Source organism: Vibrio sp. 1641 (assembly GCF_033339995.1).
Classification (GTDB): Bacteria; Pseudomonadota; Gammaproteobacteria; order Enterobacterales; family Vibrionaceae; genus Vibrio; species Vibrio alginolyticus.
This window is the reverse complement of the sequence record NZ_JAWOVP010000005.1, coordinates 46,744-62,330: the sequence shown is the minus strand read 5'-3', so window position 1 is coordinate 62,330 and position 15,587 is coordinate 46,744. Positions and strand designations below refer to the sequence as shown.

Annotated in this window: 15 protein-coding genes; 13 read left to right on the top strand and 2 right to left on the bottom strand. The window is 44.9% G+C overall.

Translation table 11 applies throughout. The annotated features are described in order from the left end of the window. Nucleotides 1–35 precede the first annotated feature (35 nt). From R7Z47_RS12635 to R7Z47_RS12605, 7 genes are all read left to right on the top strand, one after another. Nucleotides 36–1,298: an imelysin family protein gene (locus tag R7Z47_RS12635; RefSeq protein ID WP_256902909.1), complete on the top strand. Its 1,263-nt coding sequence runs from the start codon at nucleotides 36–38 to the stop codon at nucleotides 1,296–1,298. Between the two features lie 92 nt (nucleotides 1,299–1,390). Continuing rightward, nucleotides 1,391–2,773: a di-heme oxidoredictase family protein gene (locus R7Z47_RS12630; RefSeq protein ID WP_226083566.1), complete on the top strand. Its 1,383-nt coding sequence runs from the start codon at nucleotides 1,391–1,393 to the stop codon at nucleotides 2,771–2,773. Nucleotides 2,774–2,783: 10 nt separating this feature from the next. Continuing rightward, nucleotides 2,784–3,821 (top strand): imelysin family protein, encoded by a 1,038-nt coding sequence (locus tag R7Z47_RS12625; protein ID WP_033905647.1) that lies wholly within the window; start codon nucleotides 2,784–2,786, stop codon nucleotides 3,819–3,821. Beyond that, complete coding sequence (locus R7Z47_RS12620) at nucleotides 3,802–4,884, top strand: DUF1513 domain-containing protein (RefSeq protein ID WP_318130116.1); 1,083 nt, start codon at nucleotides 3,802–3,804, stop codon at nucleotides 4,882–4,884. The genes R7Z47_RS12625 and R7Z47_RS12620 overlap by 20 nt, the downstream gene beginning before the upstream one ends. Before the next feature lie 153 nt (nucleotides 4,885–5,037). Further along, entirely contained in the window at nucleotides 5,038–6,579 is a 1,542-nt protein-coding gene (locus tag R7Z47_RS12615) for a murein L,D-transpeptidase (RefSeq protein ID WP_318130115.1), read from the top strand. A gap of 166 nt (nucleotides 6,580–6,745) precedes the next feature. Next, on the top strand, nucleotides 6,746–7,294 hold the full coding sequence (locus tag R7Z47_RS12610) for a DUF882 domain-containing protein (protein WP_031778936.1): 549 nt from the start codon (nucleotides 6,746–6,748) through the stop codon (nucleotides 7,292–7,294). Between the two features lie 129 nt (nucleotides 7,295–7,423). Further along, nucleotides 7,424–8,080 carry an MBL fold metallo-hydrolase gene (locus R7Z47_RS12605; RefSeq protein WP_149191754.1) on the top strand — a complete coding sequence of 219 codons (657 nt, stop codon included), beginning with the start codon at nucleotides 7,424–7,426 and terminating at the stop codon, nucleotides 8,078–8,080. Between the two features lie 18 nt (nucleotides 8,081–8,098). On the opposite strand, the gene R7Z47_RS12600 is transcribed toward R7Z47_RS12605, so the two are convergent. Then, nucleotides 8,099–8,764: a DUF2982 domain-containing protein gene (locus R7Z47_RS12600; protein WP_005376857.1), complete on the bottom strand. Its 666-nt coding sequence runs from the start codon at nucleotides 8,762–8,764 to the stop codon at nucleotides 8,099–8,101. A 273-nt stretch (nucleotides 8,765–9,037) separates the two neighbouring features. Between R7Z47_RS12600 and R7Z47_RS12595 the strand changes: the two genes are divergently transcribed. The 6 genes from R7Z47_RS12595 to R7Z47_RS12570 all read left to right on the top strand — a co-directional run bounded on the left by R7Z47_RS12595 (nucleotide 9,038) and on the right by R7Z47_RS12570 (nucleotide 15,040). Further along, entirely contained in the window at nucleotides 9,038–9,442 is a 405-nt protein-coding gene (locus R7Z47_RS12595) for a hypothetical protein (protein WP_005376863.1), read from the top strand. Between the two features lie 414 nt (nucleotides 9,443–9,856). Continuing rightward, the gene (locus tag R7Z47_RS12590) at nucleotides 9,857–10,948 is read left to right on the top strand and encodes a TRAP transporter substrate-binding protein (protein ID WP_225491958.1); all 1,092 of its coding nucleotides are present in this window, start codon (nucleotides 9,857–9,859) and stop codon (nucleotides 10,946–10,948) included. Between the two features lie 115 nt (nucleotides 10,949–11,063). After that, nucleotides 11,064–11,603, top strand: coding sequence for a TRAP transporter small permease subunit (locus R7Z47_RS12585; RefSeq protein WP_005376869.1), 540 nt, complete (start codon nucleotides 11,064–11,066; stop codon nucleotides 11,601–11,603). Nucleotides 11,604–11,615: 12 nt separating this feature from the next. Beyond that, nucleotides 11,616–12,902, top strand: coding sequence for a TRAP transporter large permease subunit (locus R7Z47_RS12580; RefSeq protein ID WP_005376871.1), 1,287 nt, complete (start codon nucleotides 11,616–11,618; stop codon nucleotides 12,900–12,902). Nucleotides 12,903–13,053: 151 nt separating this feature from the next. After that, entirely contained in the window at nucleotides 13,054–14,409 is a 1,356-nt protein-coding gene (locus R7Z47_RS12575) for a cache domain-containing protein (protein ID WP_025767289.1), read from the top strand. Continuing rightward, complete coding sequence (locus R7Z47_RS12570; RefSeq protein WP_017636110.1) at nucleotides 14,402–15,040, top strand: response regulator; 639 nt, start codon at nucleotides 14,402–14,404, stop codon at nucleotides 15,038–15,040. Before R7Z47_RS12575 ends, R7Z47_RS12570 begins: the two co-directional genes overlap by 8 nt. A gap of 40 nt (nucleotides 15,041–15,080) precedes the next feature. Here the strand turns inward: R7Z47_RS12570 and R7Z47_RS12565 are convergent, their stop codons facing one another. After that, nucleotides 15,081–15,557 (bottom strand): MarR family winged helix-turn-helix transcriptional regulator, encoded by a 477-nt coding sequence (locus tag R7Z47_RS12565; RefSeq protein WP_005376877.1) that lies wholly within the window; start codon nucleotides 15,555–15,557, stop codon nucleotides 15,081–15,083. Between the last annotated feature and the right edge of the window lie 30 nt (nucleotides 15,558–15,587).

Sequence of the window (15,587 nt, the reverse complement as noted above, 5' to 3'; positions counted from 1 at the left end):
TACGATAATTGAAAAGCTCAACAAGGATGCTTCAGATGAATGCAAAAAAAGTTTTAGTCCAATCTATTGCTGCATCACTCCTCATTGCCAGTGGTTCTACCGTTGCTGCCACAGTAACTAAACAACAAGTAGTCGAACATTACGCGGACGTTGCCCATGCTGTATTTGCTGATTCAGTAACAACAGCGAAAGCGCTTGATGTGAAAATCGACGAATTTCTACAATCACCATCAGCGAAAAAGCTTGAAGAAGTAAAACAAGCTTGGCTAGATTCTCGCGTGCCTTACCAACAGTCTGAAGTTTTCCGTTTTGGTAACGCGATTGTTGATGATTGGGAAGGTCAGCTGAACGCATGGCCACTTGATGAAGGTTTGATTGACTACGTAGCGGCTGATTACCAATACGAATTGGGTAACGAGGGCGCTGCTGCCAACATCATCGCGAACACTAGCCTACAGATCGGTGCTTCTAAACTGGACGTTTCAAAAATCACTCCAGAATTGCTAGCGGATCTAAACGAAGTAGGCGGTTCTGAGGCAAACGTTGCATCAGGTTACCACGCGATTGAATTCTTACTTTGGGGTCAAGACCTAAACGGTACTAACGCGGGTGCAGGTCAACGTGCTTACACTGATTTCGTTGTGGGTTCTGAGTGTACGAATAGCCATTGTGAGCGTCGTGGAGAGTACCTAAAAGCAGCCGCTGATCTACTGGTTCAAGACCTTGAGTGGATGGAAAAGCAGTGGTCTGCTGAAGTAAAAGGTAACTACCGTGAAGAGCTACTGAACGACTCAGCGGACAATGGTCTACGTAAGATGCTATTCGGCATGGGTTCTCTTTCTCTAGGTGAGCTAGCGGGTGAGCGCATGAAAGTGGCACTAGAAGCGAACTCAACTGAAGACGAGCACGATTGTTTCTCAGACAACACGCATAATTCTCACTACTACAACGAGCAAGGCATCTACAACGTTTACACAGGTACATACAAAGGTGTAAACGGCAAAGAGCTATCTGGTCCAAGTATTGCTGATCTTGTTGCTCAAAAAGATAAGAAAGCCGCGACCGACATTCAAAAGCAGTTTGATACAACACTTAGCCAAGTTGGTGAGCTAGTGACTTCTGCAGAGAAGAATAACCAGCATTTTGACCAACTTATTGCGGCGGGTAACGCACAAGGCAACGCGCTGGTAAACGACACCATCATGTCGTTGGTAGCGCAAACTGGTGCGATTGAGCGAGCGGCAAACATTGTCGGCATCGACAGCCTAAGCCCTGATACTGCTGACCACGAGTTTTAATAAGAAAACCATAATAAATAAGGGCTCTTTGTGAGCCCTTTTGCCGTTTGAGCTCGTTGTTATCACCCTTGTTGTCTATGTAGAGCAATGATATGAAGCCATACCTAATTTCTGCGCTAGCCGCGATCCTTTCTTCTTCTGCCATGGCTTACGATGTTAAGTCTGGTGGCAAAACCAGTGTTAAAAAAGATGGCGCGAATGCCTATTCTCTTCCTGCTGCCAACCTGCCGATGAGCAAACGCCTAGATTTTAGTGTGGGTAACAGCTTTTTCCGCAACCCTTGGGTACAAGCGCCAGCGTCAACAGACGCTCGTGATGGCCTAGGTCCGCTTTTTAACACCAATGGTTGTCAGAACTGTCACATCAAAGACGGTCGTGGTCATCCGCCAGAGAAAGATGATTTACATGCCGTGTCTATGTTAGTGCGCTTAAGCATTCCTGCGATGACGCCAGAACAAAAGAAAGCCTACATCAAAGACGGTGGCATACCTGAGCCGACTTATGGTGGCCAGCTTCAAGATTTCGCCCTGCAGGATCAAACGCCAGAAGGCAAAATCGAAATCACTTACACCGATGTCCCAGTGAAATTTAAAGACGGTACGACGGTGACACTAAGAAAACCTCATTTGAACATTACCGAACTGGGTTACGGCGATATGCACCCAGATACCGAGTTCTCAGCACGCGTGGCACCGCCAATGATCGGCCTTGGTTTGTTAGAGAGTATTCCCGACGAAACGCTACTTGCTTGGGCTGATGAACAAGATGCCGACAAAGACGGTATCTCAGGCAAAGTAAATAAGGTGTGGGATATTGAGAAGGACGACTTCTCGATTGGTCGCTTTGGCTGGAAAGCAGGACAACCGACGCTAATGCAGCAAAATGCAGCAGCATTTAATGGTGATGTGGGTCTTACGAGCCATTTATTCCCAAATGAAAACTGTACCTCGAAACAAAGCATTTGTGACGACATGCCAAATGGCGGCAAACCTGAAGTGAGTGAAAATATTCTCGACTTCGTAGAGTTTTACAGCCAACACTTAGCCGTACCTATTCGCCGTAACGTCAATGATCCTAACGTGAAACTTGGTCAGCAAATCTTTGCTGCGTCTGGCTGTGAAAGCTGCCACAAGACCAGTGTTAAAACGGCGAAACGACCAGAGTTACCAGCGCTTTCTGAGCAGCTTATCCACCCATACACCGACATGCTTTTGCATGACATGGGTGAAGGCTTAGCCGATAACCGTCCGGAATATCAAGCAAACGGCCGCGAGTGGCGAACAGCACCGCTATGGGGCATTGGTTATACCGAAGAAGTAAACGGACATACTTACTTCTTACATGATGGTCGAGCTCGTAACCTGATGGAAGCAGTGTTGTGGCACGGCGGCGAAGCTGAAACTGCGAAACAAAATGTTTTAGCTCTGAACAAAAAAGAACGTGATGCTCTCATTGCGTTTCTGAACTCTCTATAAGGACCTAACCATGAAAAAGACACTGTTAGTGAGTGCGATTGCCGCAACGTTAAGTTTGGTTGGTTGCCAATCGACCATCGGTTCGAGCTCTGCCAAGCCTGAGAGTACAAGCCATATTTCTCAAAGCGTGTACGAGGTCGAGTTTCAATCAGCTCAGACGTTTTTAGCGCAAACCACAGAACTTGAACAGCGCTTCGCGGATTACTGCGCATCAGAGTCGAAAGATGATGCACAAGTAAAACAGCAGTGGCATCAAACTATGCTTGCGTGGATGGCATTACAAGGTCAAGAACGTGGCCCTGCTACGGCATTGGAGCAAAGCTGGAATGTTCAGTTTTGGCCAGATAAAAAGAACACGACTGGTCGTAAAATGTCTGTACTGACGAAATCTGATCAAGCTTGGAGTGCAGAAGATATCTCCACCCAAAGTGTCACCGTGCAAGGTTTAGGGGCTCTGGAATGGCTGCTTTACGATAAAGCGTCGACCTTATCTAGCAACAGCAATACCTGTGTGACAGGCGTAGCGATTGCAGAAAACCTCGATAACAAAGCGCAGATCATCGCGGATTCTTGGGCAGAGAACCCTTGGAAATCGCTAGAGATGACGGAATGGGAGTCTGAGTACATTTCACTGCTCTCGAATCAGCTTGAATACAGCATGAAGAAGTTGAGCCGACCGCTAGCGAAGATTGGTAAGCCTCGCCCGTATTTCTCAGAATCGTGGCGTTCAGAGACCTCGCTTTCAAACTTAAAAGCCAACCTTCAAGGGATGGAAGCGTTGTACTTTGCTAACGGGAATGGTCTAGATGCGCTACTTAGAGAGCAAGGCCATGCAGATCTCGCAGACCGTGTCGTTCATCAGTTTGAAATGGCGTTAGAAACTTGGCCAGAGGATAAGAGCTTGTTTGCTGCACTACAAACAAAAGAAGGCTATCGCATGGTGCTCGCTCAATACAACAAGCTAGAGCAATTGAAGTACCTGATTCACGAAGAAGTGGCGATCGAGCTTGGCGTAGTTATAGGATTTAATGCAACCGATGGTGACTGATCAAACCCGCCGAACTTTGCTGAAAGCCGCTCTATTCGGGGCGGCTACACCTATGATGCCATTTGGTTGTTCTTCAACAAGCTCACGTGAGCCTGCGTTGATCGGCTGCTCTATCATTGGCCGAGATAAATATGCAGCGGTGGTGGCGGATGAGCATGGTATGCCGCTATCTTCATTGCCGATTCCTGAGCGTGGTCACGGTGTGGCAACCAACCAACAAGGCCACGCCGTAGTTTTTGGTCGTCGACCAGGTACTTTCTTCATGGTATTTGATTATCGCTCAGGGCAGATGATCAAACTGCAACTAGCAAAGTCAAATCGTCATTTCTATGGGCATGGCGTTTACTCCCACGATGGCACGTTGCTATTTGCCACAGAAGGGGAGAGGGGGACAAGCCGCGGGATCATTGGTGTTTATGATGTGCAGAAGCAATATCAAAAGATTGATGAGTTAACGGGTTTTGGCCTTGGCCCTCATGAAGTGATCATGATGCCTGATGGCGCATTAGCGATTGGCGTCGGTGGCGTACACACCAACGGCCGTGAACCTCTCAATCTTGATAGCATGAGACCCAGCCTGAGTTACCTTTCACAAGAAGGTGAGCTGTTGGATCAAGTGTCTTTACCGGATCATAAGTTGAGTATTCGCCACTTAGCCCATGATGGTGCGGAAACCGTGCTTTGTGGTCAGCAATATCGTGGTGAGCCGGACGAGTATCCAGCCTTGATCGCCATGCACACGCGTGGTGGTGAAATGCAAGATCTTCAAGCTGAGCCTGAAGAGTGGGCGCGTTTCAATCACTACGTTGCGAGTATTGCAGCAACCGATGAATGGATCTTAGCCACTTCGCCTCCGGGCAGTTGTTATGGTATATGGTCTAAATCTACGGGCAAATTGGTCGAGTTAAGTGCGTTACCAGACGCCTCTGGTGTTGTGATCTACGGTGATGAATTCCGAGTCAGTTCTGGAGCGGGAAAAGTGGTAGAGCAAAGGCCTGAAGAGTCAAAAAATACCTTCGCAAGCGGTGTGCAATGGGATAACCATTGGTCGAGAATTATCTAGAAAGATCATTGAGTAATTACTTATAGAGAGTTTTGTTGTCGTTTTCGGCATCAGATTCTTAATTTTAAACCTGCAAGCTGTGAGATATTTGCCATACTTTTTATTATGGCAAGTAGCGCAAGGATCATTTCAGTGTTTGCTAGGGTTTTAATCATGACGGCACTTCTGGTGCCGTTTTGCAGCTTTTCCACCGTCGTTTCTCTCGAAGCTTCAGCGCAAGTCGAGCAAGAGGGAGCGGTACAAAAGCTGTCTGTAGAAAAAATGATCCATTATCCAGAGGTGATTGATCAACTGTATCAAAGCACCAATTACCGTTTGAACTGGGAAAATGAAAGTGATATTGAGCAGTTTCTTTTTCAAGTAAACCTGGTTGCACTTGCGGATGTCACCGACGAATTCGAAAATCAACTTCACCGGATAAACCAAGTAAGGTGGCAGGGAGATAATCTCGACTTCGATTTAGTGATGACAGATTCACTCTTGATGTACCTTAGTTATCTTGAGCAACTCCCCGAAGAAGGGATTAATTGGCTATTTACAGACAAAGCCCATGTTACGTTACCCGCTCCTAGCATCGATACTTTATCGGTTCTGAGTAATGAGATTACGGTTGGCAAACTTGGTCAGTTTTTGGCAAGTCTCCGGTCTCCACTACAAACAGATGATGCTTTCTACTCCGCCTATTCTTCGCTATCGGAACATTCTCAGTACCAATATCCGGCCTATCAACAAACTGGGCTAGCACGTGTTGGCGATACATTAGAAAACAGACCCCTGTTGATTGAGCGAATGGAGATCGTAGGCGTAGATGTTTCTTACTTGGATTTAGTCACTGAAGAATATGACGAACAATTAGAGCTTGCGATAAAAGAGTTCCAGCGTATTCATGGTTTGAAAGAAGATGGCGTTATCGGCCCGAATACCATTCGATGGATCAACTTTTCTCCTCAAGAGCGATTGCATCTGTTGGCGTTGAATTCTGAGCGTTCAAGAATTTGGTCGAAAGAAAGGGATAATGTTGTCTTTGTTAACGTGCCTGGATACGAAGTCACGTATTGGCATGACGGTCAACCCTTGTTTGAGTCTAAAGTCGTGGTAGGGAGAGCATCAAGAAAAACGCCCATCATGTCGGTAGCACTGGATTCAGTTATTCTCAACCCAACTTGGAACGTGCCTTGGACTATCATGGTTAAAGACATTATTCCTAAAGTAAAACGTAATCCGATGTATTTGATTAACCATAACATTCAAATCATTCGGTCTTGGACTTCGAACGAAATTATTGACCCTACAACCATCAATTGGGCAACAGTGAATCCGAGAACATTTCCTTATCGTATGCGACAGGCGTCAGGCTTACAAAATGCACTGGGATTGTACAAGTTCAATATGCCTAACCCACAAGCTATTTATTTGCATGACACGCCAAGTAAGAACTTGTTTGAACAGGACAGACGCGCATTCAGCTCAGGATGTGTTCGTGTAGAACATGCAGACCGGTTAGCAGAACTTCTGTTCAAAACTCAGGGGTTGGAAGAACGTTTAGCGAAAAAGCGAGAAAGTTCTCGTCGGTCTAACACGTCAGTTCCTTTGGGAGAGCGCATTCAAGTACACATCATTTATCAAACAGCATGGTTGGAAGAGGGAACGCTTTACTACCGTGATGATATCTATAAGTACGATCACCGCAGTTGAAATCTTTAAGGAAAATTTACAAAACGAAGAATTCTCTTTTCGTTCAATAATTAATCAATAATTACTGCGTCTGAAAATCAAGATGGAGTGTTTTATGCGTTTGACGTGACAAATGTGTTTGGTTAATGTCCACGACTTGTCTAGTTGTTGAGCACTGTATTTTGAAATGGTAAGTCGTAACTTTTCCCGCCGAGATTTCCTTAAAATGACCGCTGGTGGTGTGGTGTTGGCGTCTGCCCTGCCATCATTTTCTTGGGCTTCACTCCCTGACGAGCCACGTGCGCTGGCGATGAACAACCTTAATACTGGAGAGATCCTCGAAACATGCTATTTCGATGGAAAACGATACATTAATGATGAACTTCAAAGGCTGAATGAGTTTTGTCGAGACCATCGACGAAATGAGGTTCATCCCATGGATAGACGCTTGTTCGATCAAATAAGTCAAATTCAAAAGTTAATTGGTACAGAAGCAGAGGTGATCGTCATTTCAGGTTACCGTTCTCCTGCCACTAACGCCTCGCTGCGCAACGGGTCTTCTCGTGTAGCGAAAAAGAGCATGCACATGGAAGGAAAGGCCATTGATTTTCGTTTAGACGGCGTGAAGCTTTCAACGGTTCGTGATGCTGCATTAAGCCTAAAAGCCGGTGGCGTGGGTTATTATCCAGGTAGTAACTTTGTTCATATCGATACGGGAGCTGTTCGTTCCTGGTAGTGCTAGTTGAGACAAGGTTTCTAGTCTCAGAACGTCGTCGATTACCCACAGTTCAAAGCTTGAAGTCGCTAGGCCTTAGTGTCATAGTTGCGGCAGTTTTCACGCAAATTTATTCGGTATAGGTTATCTATGGCTCTGAAATACCAAGTTGTTCCAGTAACATCTTTCTCTCAAAACTGTTCTATTGTCTGGTGTGACGAAACCATGAAAGGTATTGTGGTTGACCCAGGCGGCGATGAAAAGCAGCTCGTTATGCTTATCAAAGAGCTGGGTGTTGACGTGGTAAACCTAGTGCTAACACACGGTCACTTGGACCACGTAGGTGGCACGGAGCCGCTGTCTGCACTGCTTGGCGGTACAGAGATTGTTGGCCCTCACAAGGCAGATAACTTCTGGTTGCAAGGTTTGGAAGGTCAGAGCCAAATGTTTGGTTTCCCGCTGACAGAAGCGTTTGAACCGCACCAATGGCTAAATGAGGGTGACACTGTCACTTTTGGTAATCAAGTGCTGAATGTATTCCACACACCTGGTCATACACCTGGTCACGTTGTGCTTTACAGTGAAGAAGCGCGTTTAGCGTTTGTGGGTGACGTTTTGTTTAACGGTAGCATTGGTCGAACTGACTTCCCACAAGGTGATTTCAATACGTTGATTAGTTCTATCAAAGAGAAATTGTGGCCTTTAGGCAATGATGTCACGTTTGTCCCTGGTCACGGCCCTCAATCGACTTTCGGTCACGAGCGTAAAACTAACCCGTTCGTTGCTGACGAGATGCCGCTTTACTAAAAGTGCGTGTACTAAGCATTATTCTGGCTCGGCGGCAGCTAAGTATCGCCGAGTCAGTCCCACAAAATCCTCAGCCTCACGATCTAGATCACTTGCTGATATAAATAGATCGTAGCCATAAAAGCCTCTCTGATACTTCATCCGGTTGGCGAGCATCGCTAACAAACCTTTGTACTCAATCCCATCTCTGTTTATATACGGTTTAGGGTCAAGCACCATATCCTCAAACTTATCTTCACACTGATTTTGTTTCGCGCCTAAGTAAAGCAGTGCTCGCTGGCTGAGGAGAATTTCTGTCGCTATACGAGGGCAGATTGAATTTAAGTAGGGTGAGTAGTGTTTTAGACGAATACCGATCCAAGGTAGCGGTTGGTGCCACCCTTCCTGTTGGTAGCTACAAATACCGATTGACTCAATATTTCGCCATCGGACGACCCAACCTCCTTTAAAAAGGTGTTGCTGAAAGTGAGAAGCTGTCAGCGTAAAAGTGACTTGGCTTTTCTTAATCATCAAGATGGCGAAACCAACGATTGCAGACATCAAAATGACCGACAGCATGGCTTGCTTCCATCCCGGAGAAATGGCAACCAAAAACAAAGTGATGAGTGCAACGAGCAACAAAAGTATTCTGTTGATAGGGGAGTCGGGTTTGAAATGTGAATTTGTTAGGTGCAGCGTTTCCATGCTTATAACCTCATCGAATACTTGTTCAAAAATGAGTGGGCAGCTTTATATGCATTGACTTGCATTTAAAATAAAACAAACCTCTGTTTTTATACCCAGTATTCAATAAATCCGTTCATAAAATATCTGATTAAATAGTAGACGTTCTATGCTTTGAGCGCATTTTTCATCGCGTTTCGCCGCTAAAACCTACAAATTGCTTGTGAATTTTGGTATAAAACGCGCTTCAAATTTTCATCCCTGCTGAGATGCAGTGAACTGGAGAAATATTCAATGAGACTTGCTCATAAGCGTAAAGTGCAGATGAAACTGCAAAAACGCATTAAAGCGACAGTAGCAAACTTAGCTGCAGCACCTAAAGCAGTGAAGCCTGTTGCGGAAAAAGCAGTAGCACCTTCTGTTGCTGAAAAAGCTGTTGCGGAGAAAGTAGTAGCTGATAAAAAAGTAGCTGCAGTGAAAACAGTTGATGTTGCCCTTACTCCTAAGCAACAACAAGTATTAGACATCGTTATGGCGAATGCTGAAGGTATTAACCCTAAAGGCATCGGTCTAGCTGCAGGTCAAGAAGATACTAAAGCGGCATCATGGGCTACTGGCGCACTAAAGAAGCTTCTTGAAGAAAACCTAGTTCAAAAAGAGCAGTTAGCAGGTAACAAAGTTATCTACAAAGCAGTTTAATTACCGCTACCGTTCTGGATTGAATACCTCGGCCGATGCCGAGGTATTTTTTTATCTTGGTATTGGAAATAATGCATTAAGTACTGACTTTAACACTACCAATAAGTGGTTTGTCACATTTTCTTAAATACTATGTAAATTTTTTGGCAGAAAAATACGTAAGTATTGTCTTTTATTTTTATTCATAGATAAAAATATAATTTATTGATTTTGCTATTATTAGTCTTTTGTCATGACGGTTTTCCTACGTACTTGTACGTAATACCTTAGGCTAATGCCTTATTGATGAATCACTCGCTTCCGTGTTCATGCCCATTTCGCATTAGACAACATTGTTACATCTTTTATACCGAATACAGCCAATCCTAATGAAATGGATGACAACAATAACCTTGGTGATAAAGGACGTGAACGATGAGTCTAATCCAAAAATCTTTAAAACGAGTGCTCAAAACAACCGCTGTCGCTGCCGCGATGGCACTCGCAGCGACTTCTGTAAACGCTGCTGAAAAAGTCTATCGTTTAAAGCTTGCTGAAACTTGGGGGCCTAATTTCCCAATTTTTGGTGATACCACAAAAAACATGGCCAAAATGGCGGAAGAGATGTCCAACGGACGTTTGCAAATCCGCATTGATTCCGCAAACAAGCATAAAGCGCCTTTTGGGGTGTTTGATATGGTTAAGTCGGGTCAGTATGACATGGGTCACTCAGCGTCTTATTACTGGAAGGGTAAGGTTCCAAACACACTTTACTTCACTTCTATGCCCTTCGGTATGTTGCCAACTGAGCAGTATGCATGGTTTTACTACGGCGGTGGTATGGAGCTGATGGAAAAAGTGTACTCTCCACATAACTTGATGTCTTTCCCTGGCGGTAATACCGATACTCAGATGGGCGGGTGGTTCCAAAAAGAGATCAAGTCCGTCGAGGACTTACAGGGTTTGAAAATGCGTATCCCAGGGTTTGCTGGTGAGATTTTGGCTGAGTTAGGTGCCAAGCCAACGAATATCGCCCCTGGTGAGCTATATACTTCTCTAGAGCGTCGCACAATTGATGCCTTGGAATGGGTTGGTCCATCGCTGGATCTACGTATGGGCTTCCACAAAATCGCGCCTTACTACTACACAGGTTGGCATGAGCCAGCGACTGAGCTTCAGTTCCTCGTTAACAAGCGTACCTGGAATCGTCTACCTGATGATCTAAAAGCGATTTTACAAGTAGCCATGAAAACGGCCGCTTACGATATGTACACGCAATCGAAACACGAAAGCGGCAAAAACTGGGCATCTATTAAGTCTGAATACCCAAATGTTGAAGTAAAAGATTTCCCACCTGAAGTCGTAGCTGCGTTGCGAGAAGCAAACGATCGTTTGTTGAAAGAACATGCAGAAAAAGATGCTTTGGCGAAAGAGATTCAAGAGTCGCAAGCGAACTATATGAATCAAGTTCGACCATGGTCAGATATTTCGCACCGAGCGTACTTAAACAGTCAAGCTCCACAATAACGTTATGAAGCAGGCGATGCCGAGAGGTTTAGCCTGCTATCGAAGCCCAAGAAAACTTCATAATGAATGCTCCGCACCATAGCGGAGCGCATCTAAACGTTCCACGGAGTTCGGAATGAGAAGTCTTATTTATATTGAGCGATTATTTAACCGCTTTAGCGATTTTCTCGGATGGTTATCCAGCATCCTGTTTATTTTGTTGTTAGCAAACGTTGTGTACGACGTTGTCATGCGTTACGTGTTTAATGATGTGTCTATCGCATTCCAAGAAATGGAATGGCATCTATTCTCTGCCGTATTCTTGCTTGGTGTGCCTTACGCAATTAAGTCCGGTGGCCATGTCCGAGTCGACATTTTTTATGAACGCTTATCTTACAAAGCACAATCCATCATCGACATCATAGGCACACTATTTTTCTTATTCCCTTTTTGCCTACTGGTCGCTTGGTTTGGTATTGATTTCGCCAAGGAAAGTTACGCGTTAGGCGAGACGTCTGGTGACCCAGGTGGGTTACCATATCGTTGGATTATCAAAGCGATGATTCCGCTGTCATTTTTCTTTATGGCGGTGAGTGGTATTGGATTGTTACTTCATTCAATCAACAAAATTGTCAACCCTCATCTCATCTATGCCGGTAATAACGGTAAGTCGTAAAAGGAAGTCATTATGATCGGTATAGTGATGTTTTTTGTTGCGCTCTTTGCGCTTCTATTGGGATTTCCCGTTGCCTTTACTTTTGGTGGTATCGCGCTGATTTTTGGTGTTTGGGCTGAAGGCATCGAGATGTTTGCTTTTATGCCATATCGAATTCAGTCCATTATGGAAAATACGGTGCTAATGGCCGTACCGCTGTTCGTTTTTATGGGGCTAGTGCTACAGAAAACGAAGCTTGCTGAACAGCTACTAGAATCAATGGGGCGTTTGTTCGGTGGCGTTCGCGGTGGTATCGCTATTTCTACCGTGTTAGTTGGCGCATTGCTTGCAGCTTCAACGGGTGTGGTAGGCGCATCAGTTGTTGCGATGGGCTTAATATCTCTTCCTGTGATGCTCAAGTACAATTACGACAAAGGTTTAGCGTGTGGGACTATTTGTGCGTCTGGCACGTTGGGCCAAATTATCCCACCTTCTATCGTGTTGATCTTGTTGGGTGATGTACTTGGCGTACCGGTAGGGGACCTATTTCAAGCTGCGATCTGGCCCGGTATTACACTTGTTGGCGCCTATGTGATCTATATTCTCATCTACGCGAAGTTGAACCCTCAAGCCGCACAGGCGATAGAGCGCGATGAGTCGATCAGTCGTAAACAAGAAGTGCTCACCGCACTGAAAGCTGTATTGCCACCTTTAGCATTGATCATCGTGGTATTGGGCTCCATCTTTGCAGGGATTGCAACACCAACAGAGTCAGCGGCACTGGGCGGTGCAGGTGCGATAATTTTATCACTATTGTATAAACAGTTTAGTTGGTCGATGATTTATGATGCATCAAAAGAGACAGTTAAAGTAACCGCAATGGTCTTTGCGATCTTACTTGGTGCGACCGCCTTTTCAATGGCATTTACCTACACTGGTGGTGATTATTTAGTTGAAGAGTGGATGTTAGAACTGCCGGGTGAAAAGTGGGGATTCCTTATTATTACCATGGTGGTGATTCTGATTTTAGGTTTCTTTATCGACTTCGTTGAAATCTGTTTTATCATCGTGCCAATTATTGCGCCAGTCGCTGAATTGATGGGCATTAATATGACGTGGTTTGCGATTCTTATTGCGATGAACTTACAGACGTCGTTCCTCACACCGCCATTTGGCTTTAGTTTGTTCTATCTAAAAGGTGTCGCTCCAGCAGGGGTTACTACGCGAGATATCTACAAAGGTGTGATGCCATTCATCGCGATTCAGATTGTTGTGTTGGCGTCTTTGCTGTTTTTCCCAGGTTTTTACGGTATGAGTTAATCACTCGATAATAAAGAGATTTTGTGAACTGAGAGTTTTTACCTTTTGAGACAAGTTGTTAAGCTGTTAATTATGTCTATGCAGACACAATCGATTCGTTTGTACTGCTAAGATAGTAAGCTGTAAAGGCAGCGTTTCATGGAGGGAAGGGATGCCTCTCAAAGCAAAGTTAATTCTGCTGACACTGATACCCGTGGTATTGGTGTCAGCGAGTATCAGCTGGATCTCTATCTATCAAACTAAGACCCTTGGCAAAAGGGAGGTGGAGATCTTTCATCAAAACCTGATCCAATCAAAAGAAGCGGCGCTGAAAGATACGGTCGACGTCGCTTTTGACTCCATTTCTTACATCTACAACGATCCGACTTTAGAAGAGAGTGCTGCCAAAACGCGTGTGAAAGCGATTTTAAATCGTTTGAGTTATGGGTCGGACGGCTATTTTTTTGCTTATGATAAATATGGTACCAACCTTGTACACCCAGTTCTTCCGGAGCTTGTCGGGGAAAACTTACTCTATCTTGAAGACGAAAATGGCGATCGCTTAATCGAAGCTTTATTGTATCAAGCGCAATCAGGTGGTGGATTTCATCAGTACCTATGGCAAAAGCCATCTACAGGTGAAGTCGTCCCTAAGCTTAGTTACGCTGCATGGCTCGATAAGTGGGAATGGATGATAGGGACTGGGCTGTATATTGAGGATGTCAGCCGAGAAGTCGCCAATATGCGCGCGGCAGTGAACAAAAATATCGAAACGACATTTTTCTCAGTCGTCGTGATCTTAGCGGTGACCGTTGCTGTAATCATTGTTCTCACTTTGGCGATCAATCTGCACGAGCATCGCCTCGCTGATAAGAACCTGAAAGAATTGGCACATAAAACCGTGATGTTCCAAGAAGATGAGAAAAAGCATTTAGCGCGAGAACTGCACGATGGAATCAATCAGTTGTTAGTCTCCAGTAAATGTCATTTAGACTTAATGAGTCATAGACTTGAAGACGAAAAACTCAAATCCCACTTAGATAAATCACAACGATCGCTCGTCACCGCGATAAATGAGGTGCGGCATATTTCTCATCAGCTCCGTCCAAGCGCCCTCGATGATATCGGTTTAGAAGCAGCACTGACGACCTTGCTACAGGATTTTCATTCCCATTCCGGGATTGATATCGAGAGCAATTTCGATACTCAGCAGCACAAACTGACTTCGGAAGTCGCAACGACGCTATATCGCGTCGCTCAGGAGTCTTTGAATAACATTGAAAAACATGCGCGAGCGAAAAAAGTAACGGTTACTTTGCAAAAAATGGGCAATATGCTGCAATTACTCATACGTGACGATGGGGTTGGATTTGTGGTTAACCATGCAGTGCACCAACAAGGGATTGGGTTAAGGAACATGCAAGAGCGTGTAGAGTTCATCGGTGGTGAATTTGAGCTAATGAGTGAGCTTGGCTTGGGAACAGAGATTACTGTGCTGCTTAATTTGGATGAAATAGTTTATGGATAAACCGATTAGTGTAGTGATTGTCGATGATCATCAAGTGGTATTGGATGGCTTCATGGCTCGTTTGGAGTTAGAGTCTGACATCGAAGTGGTGGGTACAGCAAGTAATGGCTTGGAAGCGATAGAGGTCGCAAAACACTTGCAACCGGACGTCATATTGATGGATATCAGCATGCCAATAATGAACGGTATTGAAGCGACTGGTGTAATTAAAGAAGCTCGCCCAGAGAGCAAAATACTTATGTTGACCATGCACGATAATCGCGAGTACATCATGAAGGTCATGCAAGCTGGTGCCGTAGGATATATGCTCAAGGAAATCTCGGCCGAGAAAATGGTGCAAGCAATAAAAACGGTGAACCAAGGCTCGACGTATTTCTGTGAATCCGTCACACAAACACTCTTTACCCAAGAAGTGGTGCCTGCCACGCAAAAAACGAATCCTCTCAGCCGCAGGGAAGAAGCGGTACTTAAATTAGTTGCTCAAGGAAACAGCAGCAAAAAAATCGCCACTTTACTCAATATTAGTTATCGAACGGTAGAGACGCATCGCCATAACATTAAGCACAAGTTGGACTTACATTCGACGGCAGAGTTAGCAAAATATGCGTTTGAAACTGGCTTGACTGAGTAGGAGAGTAGTGCCCGCAAAAAGCGAGCACGTGGGAGCGAAACTAATCGGCTTTGGTAATGCTACCAAGCTCTAGCATTGGAGCAACATCGATGTCCTCTGCATTCATCATCGTCGAGATGCGTTGAACGGAAGATAGTAGAAGGGATTGCTCCCATTCTTCCAATTTTTGGAATCGATTAATGAAGTGCTCTTGCAGCGGCGTTGGTGCTTGTTTTAAGGCTTCTTGGCCCTTGCTCGTAAGTACAGCATGCACTTTACGCTTGTCTTGAACACTGCGCTGACGCTCAACAAACTGGCCTCGTTCTAGTCTATCTAGAATGGTCGTTGCGGTCGCTTGGCTCATGTTAGTGTGGCTAGACAACTGTTTAATCGTCACGTTATCTAAGTCATTGATAGCGCGCATCAAAATCAACTGTGGAGCAGTCAATCCAGACTCTTTGCTCAGCTTTTTAGAATGTAAATCAATAGCGCGGATGATCTGACGAATCGAGACCAATACTTCTTCGTACTTTTCCAATTTATTCATCCAGTCTGTAGGGAACATTTA

Bases quoted from the DNA above. Each gene is read 5' to 3' on its own strand.
- R7Z47_RS12635 (WP_256902909.1), top strand. From the start codon at position 36: ATGAATGCAAAAAAAGTTTTAGTCCAATCTATTGCTGCATCACTCCTC.
- R7Z47_RS12630 (WP_226083566.1), top strand. From the start codon at position 1,391: ATGAAGCCATACCTAATTTCTGCGCTAGCCGCGATCCTTTCTTCTTCT.
- R7Z47_RS12625 (WP_033905647.1), top strand. From the start codon at position 2,784: ATGAAAAAGACACTGTTAGTGAGTGCGATTGCCGCAACGTTAAGTTTG.
- R7Z47_RS12620 (WP_318130116.1), top strand. From the start codon at position 3,802: ATGCAACCGATGGTGACTGATCAAACCCGCCGAACTTTGCTGAAAGCC.
- R7Z47_RS12615 (WP_318130115.1), top strand. From the start codon at position 5,038: ATGACGGCACTTCTGGTGCCGTTTTGCAGCTTTTCCACCGTCGTTTCT.
- R7Z47_RS12610 (WP_031778936.1), top strand. From the start codon at position 6,746: ATGGTAAGTCGTAACTTTTCCCGCCGAGATTTCCTTAAAATGACCGCT.
- R7Z47_RS12605 (WP_149191754.1), top strand. From the start codon at position 7,424: ATGGCTCTGAAATACCAAGTTGTTCCAGTAACATCTTTCTCTCAAAAC.
- R7Z47_RS12600 (WP_005376857.1), bottom strand. From the start codon at position 8,764: ATGGAAACGCTGCACCTAACAAATTCACATTTCAAACCCGACTCCCCT.
- R7Z47_RS12595 (WP_005376863.1), top strand. From the start codon at position 9,038: ATGAGACTTGCTCATAAGCGTAAAGTGCAGATGAAACTGCAAAAACGC.
- R7Z47_RS12590 (WP_225491958.1), top strand. From the start codon at position 9,857: ATGAGTCTAATCCAAAAATCTTTAAAACGAGTGCTCAAAACAACCGCT.
- R7Z47_RS12585 (WP_005376869.1), top strand. From the start codon at position 11,064: ATGAGAAGTCTTATTTATATTGAGCGATTATTTAACCGCTTTAGCGAT.
- R7Z47_RS12580 (WP_005376871.1), top strand. From the start codon at position 11,616: ATGATCGGTATAGTGATGTTTTTTGTTGCGCTCTTTGCGCTTCTATTG.
- R7Z47_RS12575 (WP_025767289.1), top strand. From the start codon at position 13,054: ATGCCTCTCAAAGCAAAGTTAATTCTGCTGACACTGATACCCGTGGTA.
- R7Z47_RS12570 (WP_017636110.1), top strand. From the start codon at position 14,402: ATGGATAAACCGATTAGTGTAGTGATTGTCGATGATCATCAAGTGGTA.